Genomic DNA, 23,523 nt, shown 5'->3' with positions numbered 1-23,523 from the left:
GCCAGTGCAATGCCGCCGGTATTGGTCCACACCCACAGGCCGGATCGGGCGACTTGGCGTCGGAGGATCAGCCACTGCAAGACGCCAGACACGAAGCCGATCGCCAACACCGTCGCCGCGGCGACCGCGACGAAGCCGATCGGTCCGACGTCGATGCCTCTGCCTGTCACCGCCGCAGTGAAGGGCAAGACGCCTGACACGGCCCCCGCGAACGCCCAGCCGGCCAGGGTTGCCGAGGGCCACCAGCGAGCACCGACGAGATGCCTACGCAGGATCAGCGACTGCATGATTCCCACGCCCGCGCCCCAGAGACCCAACGCAACAGACGTGCGAGGGACGGCACTGGCAACCGAATCGAGAGGCGATCTCACGTCGTTGAAGGGCTGCGACCAGGTCGTGATGAGCGCACCCCCCAACGCGGCACCTGCCGTCGAGCCCACGACCGTGCCCAACACCCACCGGAACGGCGAGACTGTGGCCACGGGTGAGCCCGCTTGGTTCGGTGTCATGGCTTGTTGACGCTCCCACAACCATCCTCGCGCGGCAGGTCACCGCCGTACAAGAATCGCGCTGCGCGGTTCGCCTGCGTCCTGCTGGCTGCGCTCCTATGGAGCACGTGAGCCCTTCCCCCCACCGACGCGCTGATCTCGGCGGCACCACCGGAACCTGGCGCCGCATCGTCGAAACTGGGTCATCCAGCTCGTTGTATGAGTGCAGGGGCCGTATCGCCGAACCTCTGTGCGAGAGGAGTTCAGACATGGCCAGACCGTTTCGATTCGGGGTCGTTGCCCCCGTGCTGACTGACCTGCCCACGTGGCGGGACCGGGTGCGCCGCATCGCGGACAGCGGCTATTCGACGCTGCTGATGCCGGACGTGCCGCTGTGGCAGCCTGCGCCAGCCCCTACTCTCGCTCTTGCAGCCGCCCAGACAGCCCTGCGGGTAGGCACCTGGGTGTACGCCTCCCCGCTGCGGCCGCCCTGGAACACTGCCTGGGAAGCGCACTCGCTATCAGTGCTCACGGAGGGTCGGTTCGAGATGGGCATCGGCACGGGCCGGCCGGGGATCGAGGACGAACTGCGGGAGCGCGGGATGCCCGTGCCGTCACCAGGTGAGCGGATGGCCCAGGTGCGGGAGACCGTGTCGGCGTTGCGGGAGCTGGACGGCCCCGATGTTCACACGCCGGTCGTCATGGCCGTGCGTGGGCCGAAGGCCCGAGCGCTGGCGGTGGACGTTGCCGACACGGTCACCTTCGCGATGTTTCCCAGCGACACTCGTGAGGACATCGCCGGGCTGGCGCGCAAGTTCCGCGCCGAGCGGGACATCGAGCTCGCGCTCCACGTCCCCGTTGTTGGCGACTCCGTCGCACCGTTCATGGCGTCAGCGCGAGACACGGATCCGGCGGCGTTGCGGGAGGCGGACTCGCTGGCCATCCTCCCGGCCGATCCAGCGGCTGCCGCCGAGGAGATCCAACGACGGCGCGATGAGATCGGCTACTCGTACTTCGTCTTTGGCGCGGACTTCGCCGAAGTGTTGGCGCCGGTGGTGGCCAAGCTGGCCGGCCAGTAGCCGAGAGATCATTTCCTGGACGATCGTGTCGGATTCGTCCGTCTCCGTTCGTGGGACAGGTGAGCGCGGACCAACCGGGTCCGCCGGAACAGAAGGAGCAGTTATGGCCGAGTACCTCCTGTACTTCAACCAGCAATGGGTCGGGGACCACACCGCGGAGTGGTTCCGCGAGCGCGGACCGCTCGCCATGGCGGCCGTCAACGAGATGAAGGCGGCCGGCGTGTACGTGTTCGCCGGGGGGCTGGAGGAGGAGGACGGCCCGGTCTACAGCGCCGACCCGACCAGCGGCTCCATGATGATCACCGACGGACCCTATGTCGAGACCAAGGAGTTCCTGGGCGGTTTCGCCATCGTGGACGTACCCGACGACGAGGCCGCGAAGATGTGGGCGGCCAAGATCGCAGAGGCCTGTGGCTGGCCGCACGAGGTTCGCCGCTTCAAGCCCTAGCCGCAGACCGAGTAACCATTGCCGTATGCCGCTGGGCCGGCTTCCAGCGCGTCGCTGGCTCCCGATCCCGCCTAGTTCCAGGCGGGATCGGAATGCGGCCCGACACTACGCCAGTCTCGGGATCAACCGCCTCCCGCCGCGGGGACACCTGACCTGTCAGCGGGACGACATTGTGAAGCGAGTCAGCACCAACAAACGAGCCCCGGCCCTCTCGGCGGCGGCTTGTACGGCCCAGAGGCCACACCGAAGCCGTCGCGGTCAACGGCGTCACTTCGGGTCCCCTCTGTCGTCAAGGGGCCGGGATCGGCTCTTTCGAGTGTGCGCCGGCGCTTGTCGCCGTCAAGGTCGTTCGTCCGGTGGGCGCTGCACCTTGACGGGAGCGGCGAGAGGGTTGGCAGCCCCCGGACGACGGCCTGCACGAAGTCCGGGTCACCAAGTCGCCGTAACAGCCCACGTTCGGACAAGCGGTCAATCGCAGCCTCGACCGCAAGAGCTTGACCCTGGGGTGCGAACGCCCCGAAGGCCTCGGGATAGCCGAGTTCGAAGGATCTCCAGCCATTCGCCAAGGTCTCCAGCTCGAGATGGGTCTGAGTGGAGCGCATATTCACAGGCGTAAGCACTTCTAGGATCGTCTTGAGAACCGTCCATGCTGGCGTACGCGCCGCGGGAAAGATCACGTGAAGATCGAGCACCTTCGACCATGGCTCGAACTCTGGGTCACTGCTGAAGCCGTACACGACACCTTCGTTGGTGAACCTGAGACAGTGACCCGCGCCAACCGCGACGGTGATGCCGTCCGCCGACGGGGCGACCAGTCTCAGGACGGGCGCTTCATGCCCCATGGCCAGATGATGCCCGACGACTGGCCCCCCTCGGTACGCCATGGGTCCGCTCACGCCCCACTTGCGCAACTCGCGAACGTGCGTCACGGCGCCGCGTACCGACGGGTCGGGAGCTGATGCGTTGGGTCATAAGTCAGTAGCGCACTCAAGATTCCCCTCGCCGCACTCTCTGCCCCGGTTCGAGTGCTGATCACTTGGAGAGCGCCGTGGAAGCGACGCCAAATCGCTCTCTGAGTAGCCCAAGTCGGCCAGCAGCATCGCCAGCAGCTCGTGTCCACTGGCGACGGGCCGGGTGCGGCACTTCCAGCAGCGCGCACGTCGGCGCTGACGAGAGGGAACGCCAGAACATCTGGGCGAACTTCCCTGCCGCCGCCACTGTCGTCGTAGGGCTGATGCCCAATAGAGCGACGCGACGGTCGAGATCAGAGAGGAGACACTCAGCGTATTGCCTTCGGGCTGCCCTCAGGGTTTGGACCTCCCTTGCCCCCGATCGACGTAGGCCCTCGACTGCAGTCCATTGCTTGTCATCCAGAGGAGTTGCCGTCGTGATGGCCTGGCGCTGCAGTGGAACCTGACTGACGTTGACGATTGCCACACGGAAGTCACCACGCTTATGCCGGCGGGCAACTTCCTCGCCAAGAGATATGCCCGCGTCAACATTCCCCGCCAAGAACGCGAGGGCGTCCCTTCCGGCGCGACCGGCGAGTGGGTGCTTTGCGTGCAGCTCGTCGCCATGAGGAGACTCAAGAAGGAGCACGAGATCGACCGGCGATCCGTGTCCACTGGTCAGATCGGGAACGAGGAAGTCCGCGTAGGCACCAGATCCGGTCTCCTGCAGGTACGCGTCGACTGTCACCCAACGAGGCTAGCCTTGGTGGGCATCTCGAGCCGGTGAGTCTTCGCCGGACGGTCCGCGCCTTACGACTGCGCAACCCGCCCGCGTCATAGCGCCGCCTGTCGACCGTTGTGATGGCGGGGAGCGGTGTTCCCTGACTCAAAGCCCAGGGTTGATGGTCATTCCGTCTCGGATGGCGTTCAGAAGGGTGTCAGTTTGATGGCTGAGAGGCGTGTGAACTTGATGCAGTAGCCAGTGACGGTGGCCCGACCGATCGAGGCCCCGTAGGTGGGCGCCAGGTACGTCTTGTCCTCGAGTCCGAGCACATAGACCGAGATGCCTGTCGTGTTGGCGCTCAGACCGATGCGATAGAACTCTCGCGACGACCCGTCGGCATAGGTGATGGTGTAGTCGCCGTAGCCGATGTTGGGGTTGGCCACGACCTTGCCGTCCTCGTTGGTGCCGTCGTTGAACCACAGCCGTGCGTCAGGGAACTCCGCGAGCACCTGCGCGTGCAGCTGCCGGAGGTCGGTCTGCTTGGGTTCGGGTTGACTGGCGAGGAAAGCCTCGACCCGCTCGGACACGTCCATCGTGGCCCCGATGCTAGCAACGGTGGGATGCCAAGAGCCGGTGCGGACAACCACGGCTCAGGTGCGTGGGTCGCGGCGTTGGGAAACTGTGACCAGTTGGGCGGGCGGTGTTCGACCGGGCCGGCCACGCTCCGGATGGATGCGTCATACCGCCGCGTTCGGGGGCGCTCCAGCCCGCCGATGAGGTGCGTCTTGTCATACGTGAAGACACTTTTGCGGGCTTGGCGGGCGCGACCTTGCGGCTGACCCTGCCACCACTAGATCGACAATGGTCTCCACTTGTGGTCTTTGATGAAGTCCCGACCGCCACTCATCCATTGCGACAGGGCATCGGCGACCGATGCCAGGGATACGTCGTCGGTCCGGAAGTGCCTGTCGGGGGAGCCATCACGGTACTCGAGCACGAACCGCCCATCGTGATTTAGTGCCTGGGCGTACATGTCTGGCGGACCACTACTCACTACGAGGAAGTCCCCCGGTTTTCGGAGTGTGGAGTAGACGAGCGCGAGCCAGCTCGCGGGCTCGGCCACGGTGCCGTTTGGCGTTCGGATCGTGAGGTCATCTGGCCCGATCCGATCTTCATCGTCGTCCCCCGACGAGAGGGGCGCAGCCGGATCCATGACGTCAGTCTGACACCGCCGATCGAACGTCGGCACCTGCCGCGAGTCGCGCGGCCCGGACCTGCGTAGTTCGGCCGCCTGCCGTGCGCACTGCCTCTCCGGATCTGCCGAAGGCGGCACATCTCGCCGGTAGAGCCGCGTCGGGAACGCGAGTGAGCAAACGTGTCGAGACCAGTCGTCGTGGACAGCGTGCCGTTGCGCCGAGCCGCGGGCGCCGCTCAGCGCGGCAGAGGGTTCGGACCGGTCGCGGTCACGATCCGTTGGGGCAGCCAGTCCTCGACATGATGGAACCCGTCGTCGAACGGGCCCGCATGGAGCTCGACAGACGCTCTGAGTGAAAGTCGATAGAACTTCACGTGGGTGAAGTCCTCGAACAAGATGTACACGGGGTCGGGTGTGCTGTCCGGCCCCTGGAACTGCTGTCCCGTCAGGACCGGCTTGTGGGCTGCGACGAACGCGTCGAACGCATCTCCGATCACCACGCCGAGGTGCTCCAGGCCCATCTTGTAGACGCGCTGGTGCACGGGCGGGATGAGCTCGATGAGCGGAACGACCTTGCCGTCGAGAACCTCCAGCGGCCCGGCGGGAACGATCAACGAGATCGGGCGGCCGTTCCAAACGTTCTCCCGATTGGCGACCGCGTGGCGTTCGAGCAGGGTGCGCACGTGGACGTACTGGTCCCACTCCGGTACGCGGACGGCGAGGTGACTGAGCGGGTACGGGCGGATGTCTATGCCCCGGGCAAGAAGGCGGTCTTGCTGCTGCGTGGCGAACGAGCGATAGTCCCCGATGATGTCGCCCACCGGATCGGCCATCGCCGCCTCCTCTCGGCCGTTACCCTACGACGTTGCCGGCGGCGACGCATCGGGCTGCGTCCGGTCCGCGACCTCGCCGAAGCTGGCCACCGGTCAGTGGACGGTCTCGTGGTTGTGGCACATCTCGACGAACGTCGCGATGCGCGCGGCCCGGGTCTGGGGCTTCTTCGCATCGTGGACGCGGTAAAGGATCGCATAGCGGTTGGCGCCGCTGAGGGTCTCGAAGAACGCCTTCGCCTGCGGGTCGGCCGCCAGCGCCGCAGCCAGGTCGTCGGGAACGGTCGCGCTCCTCTGGCCGGCGTAGGCCGCCGCCCACCGGCCGTCGGCCCTCGCCGCGTCGACCTGCTCCTGTCCGGCCGGGCGCATCCGACCGGCCTTGATCAGCGCATCGGCCTTGTCCCGGTTGATCTGCGACCATCTGCTCCGCGGCCGTCGCGGGGTGAAGCACTGCAACCAATAGGTCTCGTCATATCCCCGCTTCTGCCCGTCGATCCAGCCGTGGCAGAGCGCGACCTCGAGCGCCTCGCCGTACGTGACCGTCTCCGCCGCGCCCTTCTTCCCGATCTTGAGCCAGAAGCCGCGGTGGTCGGCATCGTGATCGGCGAACCATGCCTCACAGTCCCGCGCAGTCGCGAAGGAGATCACCGGCTGGCCGGCCAACACCTCGGACGTCTCCTCCTCCGACATGGGACCATCCTGTCAGCGCCCACCGACGCCAGCCCGCGTCACACCGCCGCGAGTCGACCATCCTGACGGTCAAGGTCTGGCGCCTGGAATCTTCTGCGATATAACGTGGAAAAGGCGATGGTGCGGCTGCTCAGCGAGATCGATTGCTGGCTCACGCCGGATAGACCGCGAGCCCCAAGGGCAGTTCGGAGGAGGTCCTAAAGGAACTCCGCTGCCTGCCGGGTGGAGTAGCCCCGGGGCTGTTCGGATTCTCAGTGCTTGGGATTCCGCGCCGCCACGGCCGGATGGACCGGCGCGTGCTAGCCGAGTTCGCGCAGGCGCGGTAGCTCGGCCGCGAGCTGCTCTCCCAGGGCCACCGGGTCAGCGCCGCGCAGGATGAGCAGGAAGTCGGTCACCCCGATCTTGACGAAGGCCTCGGCGGTCGTTCGGACTTGGTCCACGCTTTCCGCGCTGACGCCGTACTGGACCGACCGACGGATCTTGCCCGGATCGCGCCCGATCTGCGCACAGTGCTGGTCGAGAATCGCTGACGACGCCGCGACCTCCTCGGGGGTGCCACCCGCCGCGTTCCACACGTCGGCGTACTGGGCGGCGATCCGCAGCGTCCGTTTGGGTCCCGACCCGCCGATCCAGATCGGTGGGTAGGGCTGTTGCACCGGCTTGGGTTCAGCGACGGCATCCTGCAGTTGGTAGTGCTCACCCGTGAAGGTGGTCCGCGGTTGGGTCCACAACCCCCGGATGATCTGGACGCTCTCCTCGAGCCGGTCGGCGCGGTCTTTCCGGGTGCCGAACTCCAGCCCGAGCATGGTGTGCTCGTTCTCGGCCCAGCCGGCGCCGATGCCGAAGTCAAGGCGCCCCCCGGACAGGTGGTCGACCGTGACCGCCATCTTCGCCAGCACCCCGGGATGGCGGTAGGTGTTGCCCACGACGGCACATCCGATCCTCGTGCGGGTCGTGATCTGAGCCATTGCCGCCAACAGCGTCCACGTCTCGAAAATGGGGCCGTCCTCCCGGCCGCCCAGCGTGGCGAAGTGGTCCATCACCCAGCAGCTGTCGAAGCCGCCCTCGTCGGCGACACGCCACAGGTCGCGCAACTGATCGATGGTCGCGTCCTGGCTGAGTTTGAGACCGAAGCGCACAGTCATCCAGCCGTTGTACCCGATTCCGCCACCCGCTGCCATCGCTGGGGAGACTCTCGGCGCAGGAGCATCAAGTCGCAGGAGCGACCGCTAGGCACACCCGGCCGTCCTCGTGAAGGCACTCAACACCGGCATCCGAGCGCTCTCGAGTTGCATCCTTGCGCCGCAAGTCGATCATCCCGGGATGACCAACGCTCTCGATGCCGGCGTCCCCCTCCGGGATGCGCAGACCCCCGGACGACCGAGCATTACGACCGCGCCCGGGGGAACCTCGACCGACACGACGTCCACTTCCTGACCGCCTACGTCGCCGGCGCCGACCGAGGTGTGGGTAATCGATATGGTCAGGCGCGCCACGTCGCCCTGGGGGCGAAGATGGCCGACTTCGGCGACCGTGCCCGTGAACGGGCCGCCGCCGCGGGATGGTTTTGGGGTCAGTAGTGGTCAGTAGCTCAGGCCGTGGCCGAACGGGAACAGCTCGCCGGTGCCATCGGCGCGGGGGATCGAGACTGGCAGCCGGCCGGCCGGGTTGACTTCGCCATAGAGCACCCGCACCAGCGACTCGATCTGGTCGGCGGTGTAGCCGTAGGTGTCGAGCACGGTCGGCGCCTCGGGGAATGAGGCAACGTCGTACGGGTTGCGCATCGCGGCGACCACGACCGGCTTGTCGGTCGCCAGCAGCGCTCGGACCAGCCGGGTCTGCGCCGCCGCGGCCGCGGTCGGCTGCCCGGTGGCGGCGTTGATGGCGTACGCGTTGTTGGTCGACACGACGACGAGGTCCGAGTCCTGTGCGGCCGCGACCGCGTTGTCGATAGCGGTGGCCGACGGCGTGGTGCCGGACTCGAGGACCTGGGTCGTCGCTCCACGTGCGGTCAGCGCGGTCGCCATCGTCTGGGTGGTGCCGACGCCCCAGCCGGCGACCAGCACCCGGCGCGGGCCGGCGGTCAGCGGCAGCAGGCCGGCGTCGTTCTTGACGAGGGTCGTGGTGCGGTCGGTGATCGCCTGCGCGTCGGCCAGGTGGCCGGGGGCGCCCATGATCTGCGGCGCCACCGCCGGGTCGACGAACGGGTCGGCGAAGATGCCGCGCTGGAACTTGTGCAGCAGGATCCGGTAGACCGACTCGTCGAGTCGCCGCTTGCTGATCTCGCCGCTGCGGACCGCGTCGAGCACGGCGGCGTACGCCACGTCCATCTGCGGCGGGACGAGCAGCTGGTCCGCTCCGGCCAGGACCGCCTGGACCGGTGCCACGTTCGGCGGGTACGTCGCCGTGGCACCCGCCATGTCGAGTGCGTCGGTGACGATCAGACCGTCGAAGCCGAGCTGGTCGCGAAGCACGCCGGTGAGGATCTTGTGGCTCATCGTTGCCGGGGCACCGGACGGGTCCACGGCGGGGAAGACCACGTGGGCGGTCATGATCGTGTCGACTTTGGCGGCGATGGCGGCCCTGAACGGGGGCAGGTCGATGGCCTCGAACTGCTCCAGCGAGTGCGTGACCTGCGGTAGCCCGAAGTGGCTGTCCACGCCGGTGTCGCCGTGGCCGGGGAAGTGCTTCGCGACCGCTGAGATCCCGCCGGAGTGGTAACCCGCGACCTGTGCCGACGCGAGGTCGGAGACCAGGCCCGGGTCACCGCCGATGGAACGGATCCCGATCACCGGGTTGTTCGGGTTGATGTTGACATCGGAGACGGGCGCGTAGTCCTGCGTCACGCCGACCGCGTCCAGCTCGGTGCCGATGACCTCCGCCGAGCGCCGTGCGTCGGCGGCCGAACGTCCGGCGCCGAGCGCCATGTTCCCGGGCATCTGGGTCGCCGGGGCGCCGAAGCGAGCGACGAGTGCGCCACCCTCCTGGTCGACCGAGATCTGCAGCGGGATGCGGCCGGCCTGCGCCAGCGAGGCGGCCTGCAGGCCGTTGGACAGCGTGGCCACCTGTGCCGGGTCACCAATGTTGTCGTCGTTGTTGCGCGTCGTGTAGTAGATGACTCCCCCGGGCCGGTACTTCGCGATCGCCTGGGCCGGGGTGTCGACGCCGAACAGGCGCTGGTTGGTGGCCTTGGCCGTGTCGCTCACGTTGTTGGCATCGCGACCGGCCACCTCGATGACAAACAGCTGGCCGACCTTCTGCTCCAGCGTCATGTTCCGCAGTAGCGAGATCACCCTGCCGCGGTAGGGCGCGTCGCCGGAATTCTGATGATCACCGGCCGCGGCCGCGGGTGGACCGAACACCACGGCCAGCACCACGGACAGACCGATGCCCACCCGAAGCAGCGTCCGAGATGGCCGGGTGGTGGATGCTGACCGAGCGAACATTGGCGCCTCCAGAGTCGCGTATCCCCTCGATCGGGGGACGAACACGACATTAGGCCCGGGCACGTGGGTCCGCCATCCGAAATGATGGGCGGCCCAAAGCCCGACGAGCCAGACGATGCCCGAGGCAAACAGGGTGCGGGGCTACGACTGCCGCCTACTCGACGGTGTCCGCTGCAGAAGCTGAGGCGACGACTCGAAACCGAGCCGCTCGTAGACAGGCACGACCCTTCGCCCGGAGTGAACTGTCGTATGGACCACGCCGATACCTTCCGCATGGTCAACGGCCGCCTGGACGAGGGCAGAGCCAATCCCTTGGCCACGCCACTCGGGTCGGACGAAGACGGTTTGAATGTCGGCAGCCAGGCGCTGCGTATTACCGGGTCTGGGTACGCGAGGAAAGACGGCCAGCCAAGCCATTCCCACGAAGCTTCCCTCGGAAGTGCGGGCGGTGAAGCAGCGGTGCGAACTCCCGCGGCCAGCCCACCATGCGGCAAGTTCGAGGGCGAATGCGTCAAGGCGGTCCTGCTGAGGCTGCTCGGCGGGTTCGTTCAGGCACAAGAGCCGGGCCAGTTCCACGACCTCGTCCGCGGACGCCTCAACGATCTCATGAGGCGAGTCTGTCAATCGTCGGCCGCTCAGCGCTTGGTCTCGTACCTGGTCAGGACCACTCCGCCGGGAAACGTCCGGGTCTCCACCAGGCTCAGGTTCACCCAGTTGTCCAGGGCCGTGAAGAACGGCATGCCGCCGCCCACGAGGACCGGTGCGGTGGCCAACACGTACTCGTCGATCAGCCCGGCCCGCATGGCCGCCGCGGCGAGCGTCGCGCCGCCGATGTCCATGGGACCGCCGTCCTCGGCCTTCAGCCGGGTGATCTCGGAGACGGCGTCACCCGTGACCAGGCGGGTGTTCCAGTCGACCGTGACGGTCGTCGACGAGAACACCACCTTCGGCATGTCCCGCCAGCGGCGGGCGAACTCCAGCTCCGCCGGTGTGGCGCCAGGCTGCTGGTCGGCGGTCGGCCAGTGCGAGCTCATCGTCTCCCACAGTTTGCGCCCGTACAGCGCCAGGCCCGTCGCACCCACGCGGTCGGACCACCACTGGAACAGCTCATCGCTCGGCACGCCCCAGGCGATGTCGTCGCCCGGCGCGGCGACGTAGCCGTCCACGCTCACGTTCATGCCGAAGGTCAGTTTCCGCACGGCCGGGCCCTCCTCCTTGGGGACGTTCATCACGGTGCTGAGGTGTGGAATCCAATCTCCCTCTCACCTCTCCTACGAACGCCTCGCTCCGAATCCGACACTCTTCCGGATGCCCACATGCGGTTCACTCGATTGTTGGCCGTCGCGCGGGTCACGCCTGAGTGCGCAGATAGCGCCCGAAGTGCGGCACCGTGAACGCGATCTGCCCTCGCTCACCGGAGTAGATCAGCCCCTTCTTGATCAGCGCATCCCTTGCGGGGGAAAGGGATTGCGGTTTTCGCCTGAGGATGTCGGCCACCGCTGACGTCGCGACGGCGTCCATCTCGTTGACGATGCCGTATGCCGCTGAGCTCGCTCCCAGCACGTCGTGACCTGAGTCGTCGGGCTGGGAGCCGTTGGACCGGATCAGGGCGGCATCGGCCATCGCCCTCAGGTACTCGCGCTCGGCGGGGGTGGCCCGCTCGAAGCGCGACCCGAAGAACCCGACGGCCAGCTCCGACTCGGCTTCGGGTGCGGCGACGCGGATGTCCTCGGCCGAGATGGGGGACGTCGGGGCGACGTCCCACACGACCTTGCCGTAGGCCTGGATGAAGTAGGGGTAGCCGGCCGTGACGGCGTACATCGCCTCGAGCGCCTCGGGGGCGAACGCGCACCCCTCGTCGGCAGCCGGGCCGACGAGCGCCTGGTCCGCCGCCTCGCGAGGGAGGCGGTCGATGCGCTGGTAGCGAAACAGCCTCTCGGAGTAAGACTTCGATGCGGAGAGGACCGCCGGCAGATGGGGCAGCCCCGCACCGACGACGATGACGGGCAGCCCGGACTGCGAGATCTCGTGGCAGGCCGCGCAGAGGGCGGAGACATCCTCGGGGTCGAGGTCCTGCATCTCGTCGATGAAGAAGGCGACGCCCTTGCCGACATCGGCGGCGAGCCCACCGATGTCGGTGAAGAGCTCCACGAGGTCGATCTCGATGTCTCCGGAGTCCGCGCGGCCGGCAACGCCGGGCACGTCGATGCCCGGCTGCCACTTGTCCCGCAGCTTGGCCCCCGTGGGTGCGTCGCGGAGCGCGAACGACTTGATGATGCCGAGCACGTGGTCGACCTGGTCACCGCGCGGGTGGCCCAGCTCGCGGACCGCCTGGTGGGCGGCGGCCGCGAGCGGTCGACGCAGCCGCTGCTCCGGCCTCGCCTCGAACTTGCCCGTGCCCCAGTCGGCCCGCACCGCCGACGACCGCAGGGCGTTGAGCAGGACCGTCTTGCCGACGCCGCGCAGGCCGGTCAGGACGATCGACCGCTCCGACCGGCCCCGCGAGATCCGCTCCAGCACGACGTCGAAGGTCCGCAGCTGCTCGTCCCGCCCGGCCAGCTCCGGCGGGCGCTGCCCCGCACCCGGGGCGTACGGGTTCGTGATGGGGTCCACGATCGGAGGCTATATGCGCGTCTAGCGAAAACCTGAGATATTCGCATACGCGCCAATTCGTGTCGCTTTCACCCGACCACCCAGCCCAGCGCGGCAGCGCGCGAAAGCAAGCCCAGCGGCATACGGCACGGTTTGGGCGCGAAACGCCGTTCCGCACGGTCAGGGGTGGTCATGCGGAACGGCGCGAAGCCACAATAACGTGCCTGCTCAGCACGACGTCAACGGATCTGGGAAACTTCCACGCGCGTGTCGGGCGAGGCGATGGCCTCCTGTTCCTGCACGAGGAGCATCTCCTCGCTTCCGGCGGCGTGGGTGCGCGCGAGGATCGTGTGCATCGTCGCCGCGGTGCGAGCGAGTCCGACGCTGGGACCGTCGGTCAGGTAGTGCGCGAGGAAGAGCGCTGAGACGACGTCGCCCCCGCCCTTGAACGTCATCGGGAGGAGCGGAGTCGTCACCATCCAGGCGCCGTCGGAGGTCACGCACGTCATCTGGATCGAGCCCTCCGGAGTCTCGCGCGTGAGCGTCGACGTGACGAGGACGACGTCCGGCCCGCGCCCGCGCAGCTCGTCGGCAGCCTCGACCACCTCCTGCTCGGTCGCCAGCGTGCGCCCGACGAGGAACTCGAGCTCGAACTGGTTCGGCGTGATGATGTCGGCCCGGGGCACCACCTCGTCGCGCAGGAACTCCGGGATCCCCGGCCTGACGAAGAACCCTCGCCCGACGTCGCCCATGACCGGGTCGCAGCAGTAGAGCGCGGACGGGTTGGCCGCCTTGACCCGGGTCACGGCATCAAGGATGACCTCGCCCACGGCCTCGGCGCCCTGGTAGCCGGAGAGGACCGCATCGATGTGCGGGAAAGCGCCTCGCTCCTCGACGCCCTGGATGACCTCGGCGATCTCGGTGGGGGCGATGAGCGGCCCACGGCTCGAGCCGTAGCCCGTGTGGTTGGAGAAGGTCACCGTCAGCACGGGGTAGACCTCGTGCCCCAGGCGCTGCAGCGGGAACACCGCCGCCGAGTTGCCGGCATGGCCGTAGGCGACGTGTGACTGGATCGACAGGATCTTCACGAACGCTCACGCTATCCCGTATGCCGCTGAGCCCGGTTGCGCCCGGTCGCTCACTCCCCGCCCCCGTCAGAAACCGGCAAAGCGGGCGACCCGGGTAATGAGGTCTGGATCGGCGTGCAGAGCTCGATCGTCGAGGGCCGTGACGAGCGCGGGTCCTCGGCCGGAGGACACGAGCCACAGGCCGTCCGCGGTGTAGAGGTCAGCGATGGGGACGAGCTCGTGGCGGGCCTCGACACCGTCCGCGCGGGCCGCCTCGAAGATCGCCTCGACCGTGACCGACTCGAGGATCCCCGTCGCCCCGGTCGGCGTGCTGAGCAGGGCGCCGTCACGCGCGACGAGCAGCCCCGAGGTCGGCCCGTCGAGGGCGTACCCGTCGGTCGTCGTGAAGATGACGTCGTCCGCACCCCGCCGCCTGGCCTCGCGCACAGCCGCGACGTTGACGACGTAGGCCAGCGTCTTGACGCCTCCGAGCAGCCAAGGAGCGTCGGCGAAGGCATCCGACGGGTGGCCCTTGGACAGGGTGACGGCGGTGATGGGCCGTGGAGCGCCGGCTGGGAGTGCCGGGCCGCGGTGGGAGATGGTCGCGAGGGCCGTCACCCCGGTGCCCCGCCAGTCGCGTCCCCGCGTGAGGAGGAGCTTGAGGACCGCCTCGCCCGGGGTCGACCACGCGGTCAGGGCCTCTGCGACGAGCTCCCGCCACTGCGCGTGGGACGGGTTGGCGAGGTCCATCGCCACAGCGGACCGGTCGAGCCGGTCGAGGTGCTCCTCGAGCCCGACAGCCGCGGCTCGGCCGCTCGCGTCGGTGAAGACGCGGAGCGAGTCGAAGCAGCCGTCGCCCCGGGTGAGGCCGAGATCGTCCGCTGTGACGACGGGTTCGTCGGGATCGACGACCCCGCGGCCGAGGACGGCGACGACGTGTGGCACCTCGGTCATGACGAAAGGCTCCCACCCGGACCCGGGCAGTCGCGAACTGCCCGTTCGAGTCGTGGCTGGGATCCGTGTCAGGATGGCCGTTATGAGCATTCCGTCCGACCGCCAGAGCGAGGTTCCGGTCACCAGCGTCGAGCACCTCGCCGACGACGCCGTGATCGTCGACGTCCGGGAGCCGAACGAGTGGGCGGCAGGGCACGCCCCGAACGCCATCCACATCCCGCTCGGGGAGCTGCCCTCGCGCCTCGACGAGCTGCCCGACACCGACGACACCGTGGCGATCGTCTGCCGCGGTGGTGGGCGGTCCTCACGCGCGGTGGCGTGGCTGACCCAGCAGGGCTTCGATGTCGCCAACGTCGAGGGCGGCATGCGTGCCTGGCAGAGCGCCGGCAAGCCGCTCGCGGGAGATCACGGGGACGTCTTCGTCCTCTGAGGGACCGCTCCTCCCTGCCCGCTCAGCCGGACGTCACTTGAGCAGCCTGGACATGCGCCGATCGGCGAGCGGCTTGCCACCGGTCTGGCAGGTGGCGCAGTACTGGAGTGACGTGTCGGCGAAGCTCACCTCGCGCACGACGTCGCCGCACTCGGGGCACGCCTCGCCCGTCCGCGCATGGACCCGCATGCCGGCCCGCTTGGCGTCCTTGAGCTCCTTCGCCGGCTTCCCCGACGCGGCCTGCACGGCACCCAACAGCGTCTCGCGCAGCGCGGCGTAGAGCCGGTCGACGACGTCGGGTGCGAGGTTCCCCGCGATGGCGAAGGGGCTGACCTTCGCCACGTGCAGGATCTCGTCGCTGTAGGCATTGCCCACGCCGGCGATGACCTCCTGGTCGCGGAGCAACCCCTTGATCTGGGTGCGGCGCCCGGCGAGCAGCTCCCGGAAGCGCTCGACCGTGAAGTCGTCCGCGAGCGGGTCCGGTCCGAGCCTGGCGATCCCCGGCACCTCGCTCGGGTCCGTGACGATGTAGGCCGCGAGCGACTTCTTCGTCCCTGCCTCCGTCAGGTCGAAGCCTGATCCGTCAGAGAGCCTGACCCGCAAGGCGATCGGCGACTTGCCGGGCCGCAGCACCGTGGCCGGCAGCTGGTCGCTCCAGCGCAGCCAGCCCGCTCGCGCAAGGTGGAAGACGAGATGGGTTCCGTCGCAGTCGAGGTCGAGGAACTTCCCGTGCCGGTACACGCCGTCGATCGGTGCCCCCTCGAGCGCCTGCGGCGGGGGGTTGAACGTCTTGAGCACGCTGATCGAGGCCAGCTCGACCTTCGTCACGGCGAGACCCGTTGTCCGCTCGGCGAGGAAGTCGACGAGCGCCTGCACCTCGGGCAGCTCCGGCATGCGCCCATCCTGCCAAACGAACCCGGCTGGGAGGACAGTGCGCAGCGGGTGCGAGCTCAGCGGCATACGGCAACACGCCCGGAAACACGGAACCCAGCAGTGAAATTTCAGGTGTCTGTTGCTGGCTTCCGGGCGTGTTGCGGGTTCAGGGGGTGGCGGGGCGCGAGGGCTGCTCCTCGGCCGCGACCGGCTCGCCGACCATCCCGGCCTGCTCGAGGAGGCGCAGGAAGCCGTGCCCGTCCGATGCCAGGAGGGTCGGGACCGTCCGGCTGGCCCAGCCGCGCTGCGGGCCCTCGGCGCGACCGACGGGGTGCGAGAGGACCTGCTCCGTCGGCGTGAGCTGGCGGATGCAGATGGCCCTGACCTTGTCGGGGCGCGCTTCGGCGAACTCGGCGTACAGCTGCGGGTCGTGCTGCCCGTCGTCGCCGACGAGGAGCCACGAGATGTTGGGGAAGTCGCGTGCGAGACGGTGCAGCGAGGTGCGCTTGTGCTCCTGACCGCTGCGGAACCACCCGGTGTTCGTCGCTCCCCAGTCCGTCATGAGCAGCGGGCCCAGCGGGTAGCCGCCCTCGACGAGGAAGCGCGTCAGCGTGGGGATGACGTTCCAGGCGCCGGTCGACAGGTAGACGATGGGCGCACCCGGGTGGGCGGAGAGCAGCCGACGGTAGAGCGGCGCCATGCCGGAGACGGCGCGTCGCGTCTTGCCGCTGCGGACGAAGGTGTTCCACGCCGCGACCATCGGCCGCGGCAGCATCGTCGTGATGACGGTGTCGTCGATGTCGCTGACGATGCCGTACGTGACGTCGTCGCCGACGATGTAGACGTCGGCGGGCACCGGATCGGTCCCTTGCGCGGCGACGACGACCTGGCGCCAGCCCGGCTCGAGGCCGTGGTCATGGGCCACGACGTCGATGTAGCCGCCCCGGTCGGACCGGCCGTAGACCTCGCGGTCGCCGATGGTGACGACCACGGGAACCCCGGCCGCCGGGGCCGTGACGAAGACTCTCCACCCCCGGTTGTAGCGCCGGGGGGCGAGGGCGCCGGTCGCGTCCTGACGTTCGGGTGGACCGGCATGGCCGCGGCGGCCGAGCACGATCCGCGCGAACACCCGGACATAGGTGCTCGTGCCATAGCCGATGTGGGTGATGACCCGGTTGCCCCATCCGCGACCGCGGAGGACCCGCTCGACCTGCTCGTTGAAGGCGTCCTCGATGATGGCGGCCGCGTGCGGTCGGGACATGTCGCCAAACCTACTTCACGCCTCCGCTGCGAACCTGCTTCCGCCGCAACGTACGGTGGTGGTCATGCGCCGGCGACGCCAGACACCCCGCACCGTCCCAGCGGCCCTCGCCCTCGTCCTCGCGACCACCCTCATGGCAGGCTGCTCCCTCTTCCAGTCCGAGCCCGACCCGGCCGAGGCGGCGCGTTCCCTCGCCACCGGGCTGGCCAAGGCCGACCTCTCCGGAGTCGCGCTCGCGGGAAGCACTCCGCAGCAGGCAACCACGTTCGTCGCCAAGGCGTACGAGGACCTGGGCAAGCTCCGTCCGACAGTGACGGTCAAGAGCGTCGCCAAGGACGAGCAGGGCAGCACCGCGACCGCGACGCTCCAGACGACCTGGGACGTTCCCGATACGGACCAGGACTGGAGCTACGACACCGAGGTGACCCTGAGCCGCGTCGAAGACCGCTGGCAGGTCCGGTGGAGCCCCGCGCTCGTCGCTCCGGAGCTCACGGCCGACGAGACCCTCGACCTGGCGAAGAAGTGGCCGCAGCGGGCGGACATCGTCGACCGGTCCGGGCACAAGCTGATGACCGAGCGGGAGGTGGCCCACGTCGGCATCGACAAGACCAAGGTCTCCGGCGAGGCGGCGACACGCTCGGCGACCCAGCTCGCCGCGATCGTCGGCATCGACGGCAAGGCGTTCGCGGGACGGGTCGCGGCGGCCGGCCCGAAAGCGTTCGTCGGCGCCATCACGCTCCGCGTCTCCGACCCTGCACTGGCCGACAACATCGACCGCATCGACGCGATCAAGGGTGCGCTGCGGGCGCCGGCCATGCAGGTGCTCGGGCCGACCCGGACGTGGGCCGCGCCGGTCCTCGGCCGCGTCGCCGAGGCAACGGCAGAGCAGATCGAGAAGTCGGCCGGCGCCCTCGAGGTGGGCGACATGGTGGGCCAGAGCGGCCTCCAGCTTCGCTACGACGAGCAGCTCCGGGGCCGAGCCGGGATCGCGGTGCACGCGGTCAAGCACGGCGCCGACGGCTCGGTCATCGACAAGCGGGAGCTCTTCGCCCAGCCGTCCCAGGAGGCGGAGCCGCTCCAGCTGACCCTGGACGAGAAGGCGCAGACTGCTGCCGAAGCGGTGCTCGCGAACCAGACGAAGCGCCCGACCGCCCTCGTCGTCGTCAAGCCCTCGACCGGTGAGGTCCTCGCCGCCGCGGTCGGACCCGGTGCCGACGGCGCACCCCTGGCCCTGGCGGGCAAGGAGGCGCCCGGCTCGACGTTCAAGATCGCCAGCACGCTGGCGCTCGTCCGAAAGGGCGCCACGGCAGGCACGACGCTGCCGTGCACGGACACCCTCACGGTCAACGGTCGCGTCTTCGGCAACTACAGCAAGTACCCGTCGTCGCAGCTCGGCGACATCCCACTCGAGCGAGCGCTGGCCTACTCGTGCAACACGGCGTTCATCAGCCAGCACGACAAGGTGTCGCAGGACGACCTCATCCGCGCAGCCCAGTCGCTGGGGGTGGGCGAGGACCTCGACCTGCCGTTCACCGGCTTCCTCGGCTCGGTGCCAACGACGGACGACACCGTCGAGCACGCCGCGTCGTTCATCGGCCAGGGCCGGGTCGAGGCCTCGCCTCTGGCCATGGCGATCGTCATGGCATCAGTCATCAAGGGCGAGACCGTTCGCCCCCGGCTCATCGCCACCGACGATCCGCTGCCGTCGCCGGCGACCCCCCTCCAGCCGGACGAGGCGGAGGTGCTGCGCCAGACATTGCACGCCGTCGTGACGGAGGGAAGCGGCAAGGTGCTCCAGTCGGTCGGCGTCCAGTACGCCAAGACGGGTACAGCCGAGTTCGGGACGACGAATCCGCCGAAGACGCATGCCTGGATGGTGGCGGGTGTCGGCGACCTTGCCATTGCCGCCTACAACGAAGAGGGCCCGAGCGGATCGACGCATGCCGCGCCGTTCATCGTCGACTTCCTCAAGGCCTACCGGCCCTCATGAACCCGACATAGCCCCCGGCGACCCGACGTCACGCATCGGGACTGGGTGTGGGAGGAATTCACCAAAGTGTTGCAGTCCACTTGGCGACATCGCGCGCGCGCCGCCCCGCGATGGACCATAGTTGTCGGCATGGGGAGGACGCGTCTCGCGGTCGCGATGGCGGCTCTGGTGGTCGCGCTCAGTGGCTGCGCTGCCGGTGCGCCAGCCAACAACGGGACACCGACCCCCATCGACTCCCGGCAGCCCGCTCGCACCTTCGCCGGCGGTGGCATCGGAGACTCGACCGACCCCATCATCGGCCCCGTCTTCCCCCTCACGCTGCGTCGCACCGGGGGCGTCGCCGGCTACGACGACACGGTGATCCTCCAGGCTGACGGCGTCGTGCTGGTCAGCACCCGGACGATCCACGGCCGCACGTGCCGGCTGAGCGGCGCCCAGCAGAAGCACCTGCTCTCCCTGCTCAGCACGCTGCGGCTCGTCGATGCCACCCCGACAACCGCCGCAGGCGGCACCGAGGGCTCCCTGAGCGGATCCGCCCCCGGGGGCGACGACCTGCCCAACGACGCCATCGTCATCGACATCACCGACCACAAGCTGCGGCCCCTCGACCTGACCGACCCATCGCTCGGTGAGGTGGCGGGCCTGGTCGGATCCCTCGTGGCCGACGTGACCCTTTCCACCCCGGCCATGACGGAGTGCACGACCCCCACGAGCACCATCGCCAACTGACCGACGTGGCACGCCGCCATATTCGGACGCCGCTACCTGTCTGGCGGGCGGGCGAGCTCGAACCTCGCCAGATCAGGGCCGTGGCCCCCAGCTGGCGGGCGTCACGAGTGCTCGGCGCGGCGCCGGACCACCTCGAGGTCACCTGGCGTGTCCACGTCGACCGCCACGTCAGCCAGGTCCGGGACCTCGATCCTCGCGACCTCGCCCAGGAGGCGCCGGACGCTGACCCCAGCAGGGCCGCCCACCGCCAACAGCCGCAGCCGGAGCAGCTCCGATGGCCACGCACTGCAGAGCCAGTTGGGGCCGGAGGACGACCTCGTGACGGCAACCCGGTCGTCCACCGCGACCACCGCGTCCACCAGGTCCGACAGGTGCTGCCGGGTCAGGAGCGGGAGGTCGCCAGCCAGCACGACGACAACGTCGGGTGCGCTGGAACCGAGCTCAGCGGCATACGGCCCCGTGGTGAGGGAGGCGAATCCGGCGGCGATCCCGGCAACGGGCCCCCCACCCGGCGGCTCCTCCGAGACGACCCTGCTGCCCGCGGGCACTCCCTCGGCACTGCCGACGACCACGACGGGCCAGCCGGCGACGGCATCGAGCACGCGCTCGACGATGGGCCGGCCCCCCACGACGATGGCCGGCTTGTGCCGACCCATCCGCGATGAGGCGCCGCCGGTCAGGACGATCGCAGCGGCTCGAGGCGAGGATGGTGACACGCTCGGAGTCTGGCACGCTTGACGTATGGGTCGTGTCACGCAGCGGACCAAGGTCACCGTGGTCGACGTGTCGGCCGACGACGCGGGGGTGCGCACGCGCGCCGACACCGTCACCGTCGAGGAGCCGCTCGAGCTGCGGGTCAACGGCACCCCGCTCACCGTGACGATGCGGACCCCGGGCAGCGACATCGAGCTCGTCCACGGATTCCTGCTGTCGGAAGGCATCATCCGCGACGTGTCGGACGTGACGCTGGCGCGCTACTGCGAGGGCGCCGTCGTCTCCGGAGAGAGCGGCTTCGAGGAGAACACGTACAACGTCATCGACGTGACGCTCGCCCCCGGCGTCGCCCCTCCGTCCGACGAGATGGCGCGCAACTTCTTCACGTCCTCGTCCTGCGGGGTGTGCGGCAAGGCCTCGATCGAACAGCTGCGCGCGCGGACCAGCTGGCCGGTGCGCGACGACGCGACGCAGTGGCCGGCCGCGCTCATCGCAGCCCTGCCGGACAAGCTTCGCACCGAGCAGCGCTCGTTCGACAAGACCGGGGGGCTACATGCGGCGGGCCTCTACGGACCCGGCGGCGAGGTGCTCGCTGTGCGCGAGGACGTCGGCCGACACAACGCTGTCGACAAGGTGCTCGGCTGGGCGCTGCTGTCGGGGCGGCTCCCAGCGGCAGGCTGCGTCCTCATGGTGTCGGGGCGTGCCTCGTTCGAGCTGACGCAGAAGGCGCTCATGGCCGGAGTGCCTTGTCTCGCCGCGGTGTCCGCGCCTTCGTCGCTCGCCGTGGAGACGGCCGCCGATGCCGGGATGACGCTCGTCGGATTCGTCCGGGGCACCAGGCTCAATGTCTACTCACGGCCTGACCGGGTGCTGACCGGCTGACTACGCTCGGCGCATGGGCATCTTCGCGATCCACTACACGTACCCGGCGGACATGACCGAGGCCTTCAAGATCCGGGCCGAGCACCGTGAATGGCTGACCGGGCTGCCGGGGCTGCGCGTCGCGGGGATGTACCAGGAGGAGCACGACGAGTTCTCCGAGGGTGAGGAGACCGTCGAGGAGCCACCGAACGGCGCCCTCATCGTCGTCGAGGCGGAGTCCCTCGATGACGTGGTGGAGGCGTTCGAGGAGGATCCCTACTGGTTGGGCGGCCATGTGCTGCGCCGGGTCGTGCGAGAGTGGAACCCGCCGCTCGGCCCGTGGGTGGCGGACGCGAGCCGGGGCAACGCCTGAGTCAGAGTGAGTGGACCAGGACGACGTCGCCGTCGACGAGCTGGTCGACGCCTTCGGGTACCTCGATGAGCGCGTTGGCCTGCGCCAGGCCGCAGAGCTGGCCACCGTCCGTCACGGTGACCGTGCCATCCGCCGCGAGCACGGCCGAGAGGAACTGCACCTTCCCCGCCCGGGTGGGCCGGCTTCTTCCGACGTATGCCGCTGAGCTCGCTCCCCGGGCCGGCGCGCCGTGCCGCTCGTCCAAGGCCGGTCGCACGAGCATCGCGAAGGACACGAAGGCGCCGACCGGCGTCCCGGGCAGGCAGATGACCGGCGTGTCGCCCCACCGGCCGAGGCCCTGCGGCCCGCCGGGCTGCATCGCGAGGTGGACGAAGCTGAACGACTCGCGCGGCTCGCAGACCTGGCGGACGACCTCGTAGGCGCCGGCGCTGACACCACCCGTGGTGATGACGAGGTCGACGTCCGGTGCGGCGGCAAGCTCGTCGAGCCTGGCTCGCAGCAGGTCCGGGTCGTCGGAGCACGTCTCGACATGCGTCGGGACACAGCCAGCGGCGCTGGCGAGCGCCGCGACCATGTCGGAGTTGGACTCGTGGATCCCCCCGCGACCCGGGTCCTCACCGGGGACGGTGAGCTCGGCGCCCGTCGCGACCACTGCCACCCGGGTGGGCACATGGACGATGGCGTCGCTGCAGCCGGCGGAGCGGGCGAGGGCGATGAGGGCAGGTGAGAGGAGGTCTCCCGCATCCGCGACCGGCATCCCGGCTGCGATGTCCTCGGCGCGGTGCCGGATGTGCCGATCTGGCTCGACGGGTGCCGTGAAGGTGACGGTCCGCGGGGCTGGGCCGGTGCGGGCGGCATCGGTCTGCTCGACGGGCACGACGCCCACGGTGCCGGCGGGGAGCCGGGCCCCCGTCATGACCCTCGCGGCCTGGCCGGGCTGGAGCGCGAAGCGCGCCGCGTCCCCGGCTGCGACATCTCCGACGACCGTGAAGGTCAGCTGGCCGACGGTGGCCGGGGCTGCTGCGTAGCCGTCCATCGCGGAGTTGTCGAAGCGGGGCAGGTCGTCGACCGCTCGAAGTGGCGCGGCGAGGCGGCGCCGGTGGGCGTGGCGATCCAGGGCGATCGTCTCGGTTGCCGCCGGGCCGATGACCGCACGGAGGGCGATGCGGTGGTCGGCGACGGACGGGTGGGCCACGGAGCCAGTCTGGCGCACGGCGGTCCGGCCGGATGTCCCGCATGGGTAACGCTGGCGCCGGCTTCCGGCACGGCGGACCGGCAGCCGAGCGGGCGCTGGGAGCGGCTCAGCGGCATACGGCATCGATGTAGGTGCCCACGGACTACCGCGGCCTGCCGCCCCGACGAACTGCGCGCACGGGCAGGCGCTGCCGGGGCTCGTCGTGGTAGTCCATCGGTCCTGCGATCGGGCACTCGAGCGGGCCCATCGCATGTGACCCAAGCCTGCTGGGTGGTCGGCTCAACTCGCGGGTCGGCCGCCGAGGTGCAGGAGGCACGCGCCCGGCTCGGCGAAGGCCTCGAGGTCCACACCGTGCGGGTCGCCGCCGGCTGCCTCGAGAACCCCTTCGACCAGGCCGAGGTGGACCCTGCAGACGACTTCGGGGTGGCGACGGGCGACGTCGAGCATCGGGCACTGGCGCAGGCGAACCACTGGCGGGCGGTCCTCGGGATCGAAGCCCAGGGTGTCGAGCACGTCGAGGACGGTCCTCTCCGGGTCCGGTTCGCCGTCCTGGTCCGTTGCCCGCGAACCGACGAGTCCGCGACCCCAACCACGCCCGAGACGGGCCATGTCTCCTGCGACATCCCCGCCCTGC

General features: G+C 69.3%; 26 protein-coding genes. 7 read left to right on the top strand and 19 right to left on the bottom strand.

The genetic code is table 11. The annotated features are described in order from the left end of the window. Positions 1–287 (bottom strand): hypothetical protein (locus ABF401_RS11380; RefSeq protein ID WP_353509679.1); only part of this gene is annotated, 287 nt, incomplete at its 3' end. A gap of 470 nt (positions 288–757) precedes the next feature. Between ABF401_RS11380 and ABF401_RS11375 the strand changes: the two genes are divergently transcribed. Beyond that, on the top strand, positions 758–1,567 hold the full coding sequence (locus ABF401_RS11375) for an LLM class flavin-dependent oxidoreductase (RefSeq protein ID WP_353509678.1): 810 nt from the start codon (positions 758–760) through the stop codon (positions 1,565–1,567). Positions 1,568–1,670: 103 nt separating this feature from the next. After that, positions 1,671–2,015, top strand: coding sequence for a YciI family protein (locus ABF401_RS11370; RefSeq protein ID WP_353509677.1), 345 nt, complete (start codon positions 1,671–1,673; stop codon positions 2,013–2,015). A 182-nt stretch (positions 2,016–2,197) separates the two neighbouring features. On the opposite strand, the gene ABF401_RS11365 is transcribed toward ABF401_RS11370, so the two are convergent. From ABF401_RS11365 to ABF401_RS11305, 13 genes are all read right to left on the bottom strand, one after another. Next, positions 2,198–2,857: a hypothetical protein gene (locus tag ABF401_RS11365; RefSeq protein WP_353509676.1), complete on the bottom strand. Its 660-nt coding sequence runs from the start codon at positions 2,855–2,857 to the stop codon at positions 2,198–2,200. Positions 2,858–3,047: 190 nt separating this feature from the next. Beyond that, positions 3,048–3,713, bottom strand: a complete 666-nt coding sequence (locus ABF401_RS11360) for a hypothetical protein (protein WP_353509675.1) — start codon at positions 3,711–3,713, stop codon at positions 3,048–3,050. A 179-nt stretch (positions 3,714–3,892) separates the two neighbouring features. Next, the gene (locus ABF401_RS11355; protein ID WP_353509674.1) at positions 3,893–4,282 is read right to left on the bottom strand and encodes a DUF1801 domain-containing protein; all 390 of its coding nucleotides are present in this window, start codon (positions 4,280–4,282) and stop codon (positions 3,893–3,895) included. Between the two features lie 257 nt (positions 4,283–4,539). Continuing rightward, the gene (locus ABF401_RS11350) at positions 4,540–4,902 is read right to left on the bottom strand and encodes a hypothetical protein (protein WP_353509673.1); all 363 of its coding nucleotides are present in this window, start codon (positions 4,900–4,902) and stop codon (positions 4,540–4,542) included. 218 nt (positions 4,903–5,120) lie between these two features. Continuing rightward, the gene (locus tag ABF401_RS11345; protein WP_353509672.1) at positions 5,121–5,717 is read right to left on the bottom strand and encodes a VOC family protein; all 597 of its coding nucleotides are present in this window, start codon (positions 5,715–5,717) and stop codon (positions 5,121–5,123) included. A gap of 93 nt (positions 5,718–5,810) precedes the next feature. Then, entirely contained in the window at positions 5,811–6,404 is a 594-nt protein-coding gene (locus ABF401_RS11340) for a YdeI/OmpD-associated family protein (protein WP_353509671.1), read from the bottom strand. 299 nt (positions 6,405–6,703) lie between these two features. Further along, positions 6,704–7,549 carry an LLM class F420-dependent oxidoreductase gene (locus ABF401_RS11335; RefSeq protein ID WP_353509670.1) on the bottom strand — a complete coding sequence of 282 codons (846 nt, stop codon included), beginning with the start codon at positions 7,547–7,549 and terminating at the stop codon, positions 6,704–6,706. A 438-nt stretch (positions 7,550–7,987) separates the two neighbouring features. Further along, on the bottom strand, positions 7,988–9,799 hold the full coding sequence (locus ABF401_RS11330) for a glycoside hydrolase family 3 protein (RefSeq protein WP_353509669.1): 1,812 nt from the start codon (positions 9,797–9,799) through the stop codon (positions 7,988–7,990). A gap of 192 nt (positions 9,800–9,991) precedes the next feature. After that, positions 9,992–10,426, bottom strand: a complete 435-nt coding sequence (locus ABF401_RS11325) for a GNAT family N-acetyltransferase (protein ID WP_353509668.1) — start codon at positions 10,424–10,426, stop codon at positions 9,992–9,994. 59 nt (positions 10,427–10,485) lie between these two features. Next, a complete protein-coding gene (locus ABF401_RS11320) occupies positions 10,486–11,049 on the bottom strand; it encodes a dihydrofolate reductase family protein (RefSeq protein WP_353509667.1) in 564 nt (187 codons plus the stop codon). A 151-nt stretch (positions 11,050–11,200) separates the two neighbouring features. After that, on the bottom strand, positions 11,201–12,463 hold the full coding sequence (locus ABF401_RS11315; protein ID WP_353509666.1) for an ATP-binding protein: 1,263 nt from the start codon (positions 12,461–12,463) through the stop codon (positions 11,201–11,203). Positions 12,464–12,681: 218 nt separating this feature from the next. Further along, positions 12,682–13,530, bottom strand: coding sequence for a pyridoxal kinase PdxY (pdxY, locus tag ABF401_RS11310; protein WP_353509665.1), 849 nt, complete (start codon positions 13,528–13,530; stop codon positions 12,682–12,684). A gap of 66 nt (positions 13,531–13,596) precedes the next feature. Next, positions 13,597–14,463 (bottom strand): aminodeoxychorismate lyase, encoded by an 867-nt coding sequence (locus tag ABF401_RS11305; protein ID WP_353509664.1) that lies wholly within the window; start codon positions 14,461–14,463, stop codon positions 13,597–13,599. An 82-nt stretch (positions 14,464–14,545) separates the two neighbouring features. On the opposite strand from ABF401_RS11305, the gene ABF401_RS11300 reads away from it, so the two are divergent. Next, the gene (locus ABF401_RS11300; protein WP_353509663.1) at positions 14,546–14,893 is read left to right on the top strand and encodes a rhodanese-like domain-containing protein; all 348 of its coding nucleotides are present in this window, start codon (positions 14,546–14,548) and stop codon (positions 14,891–14,893) included. A 33-nt stretch (positions 14,894–14,926) separates the two neighbouring features. On the opposite strand, the gene ABF401_RS11295 is transcribed toward ABF401_RS11300, so the two are convergent. Next, positions 14,927–15,787, bottom strand: coding sequence for an Fpg/Nei family DNA glycosylase (locus tag ABF401_RS11295; RefSeq protein WP_353509662.1), 861 nt, complete (start codon positions 15,785–15,787; stop codon positions 14,927–14,929). A gap of 145 nt (positions 15,788–15,932) precedes the next feature. Further along, a complete protein-coding gene (locus ABF401_RS11290; protein ID WP_353509661.1) occupies positions 15,933–17,027 on the bottom strand; it encodes an App1 family protein phosphatidate phosphatase in 1,095 nt (364 codons plus the stop codon). Positions 17,028–17,091: 64 nt separating this feature from the next. Between ABF401_RS11290 and ABF401_RS11285 the strand changes: the two genes are divergently transcribed. Both ABF401_RS11285 and ABF401_RS11280 read left to right on the top strand, forming a co-directional pair. Further along, positions 17,092–19,017: a penicillin-binding transpeptidase domain-containing protein gene (locus ABF401_RS11285; protein ID WP_353509660.1), complete on the top strand. Its 1,926-nt coding sequence runs from the start codon at positions 17,092–17,094 to the stop codon at positions 19,015–19,017. Positions 19,018–19,146: 129 nt separating this feature from the next. Continuing rightward, positions 19,147–19,746, top strand: coding sequence for a hypothetical protein (locus ABF401_RS11280; RefSeq protein WP_353509659.1), 600 nt, complete (start codon positions 19,147–19,149; stop codon positions 19,744–19,746). A gap of 101 nt (positions 19,747–19,847) precedes the next feature. Here ABF401_RS11280 and mobA read toward each other — a convergent pair whose 3' ends face one another. After that, positions 19,848–20,462 (bottom strand): molybdenum cofactor guanylyltransferase, encoded by a 615-nt coding sequence (mobA, locus tag ABF401_RS11275; RefSeq protein ID WP_353509658.1) that lies wholly within the window; start codon positions 20,460–20,462, stop codon positions 19,848–19,850. Between the two features lie 25 nt (positions 20,463–20,487). On the opposite strand from mobA, the gene fdhD reads away from it, so the two are divergent. Further along, positions 20,488–21,342 carry a formate dehydrogenase accessory sulfurtransferase FdhD gene (gene fdhD / locus ABF401_RS11270; protein ID WP_353509657.1) on the top strand — a complete coding sequence of 285 codons (855 nt, stop codon included), beginning with the start codon at positions 20,488–20,490 and terminating at the stop codon, positions 21,340–21,342. Positions 21,343–21,355: 13 nt separating this feature from the next. Further along, positions 21,356–21,694, top strand: coding sequence for a YciI family protein (locus tag ABF401_RS11265; protein ID WP_353509656.1), 339 nt, complete (start codon positions 21,356–21,358; stop codon positions 21,692–21,694). Between the two features lies 1 nt (position 21,695). On the opposite strand, the gene ABF401_RS11260 is transcribed toward ABF401_RS11265, so the two are convergent. Both ABF401_RS11260 and ABF401_RS11255 read right to left on the bottom strand, forming a co-directional pair. After that, positions 21,696–22,889 (bottom strand): molybdopterin molybdotransferase MoeA, encoded by a 1,194-nt coding sequence (locus ABF401_RS11260; protein WP_353509655.1) that lies wholly within the window; start codon positions 22,887–22,889, stop codon positions 21,696–21,698. A 279-nt stretch (positions 22,890–23,168) separates the two neighbouring features. Beyond that, positions 23,169–23,523 (bottom strand): helix-turn-helix domain-containing protein (locus ABF401_RS11255; protein WP_502908225.1); only part of this gene is annotated, 355 nt, incomplete at its 5' end.

Origin of the sequence: Intrasporangium sp., from assembly GCF_040414665.1 — a bacterium.
Lineage (GTDB): Bacteria > Actinomycetota > Actinomycetes > Actinomycetales > Dermatophilaceae > Intrasporangium.
Note: the sequence above shows the minus strand (reverse complement) of the source record. Positions and strands in the feature narration are given on the sequence as shown.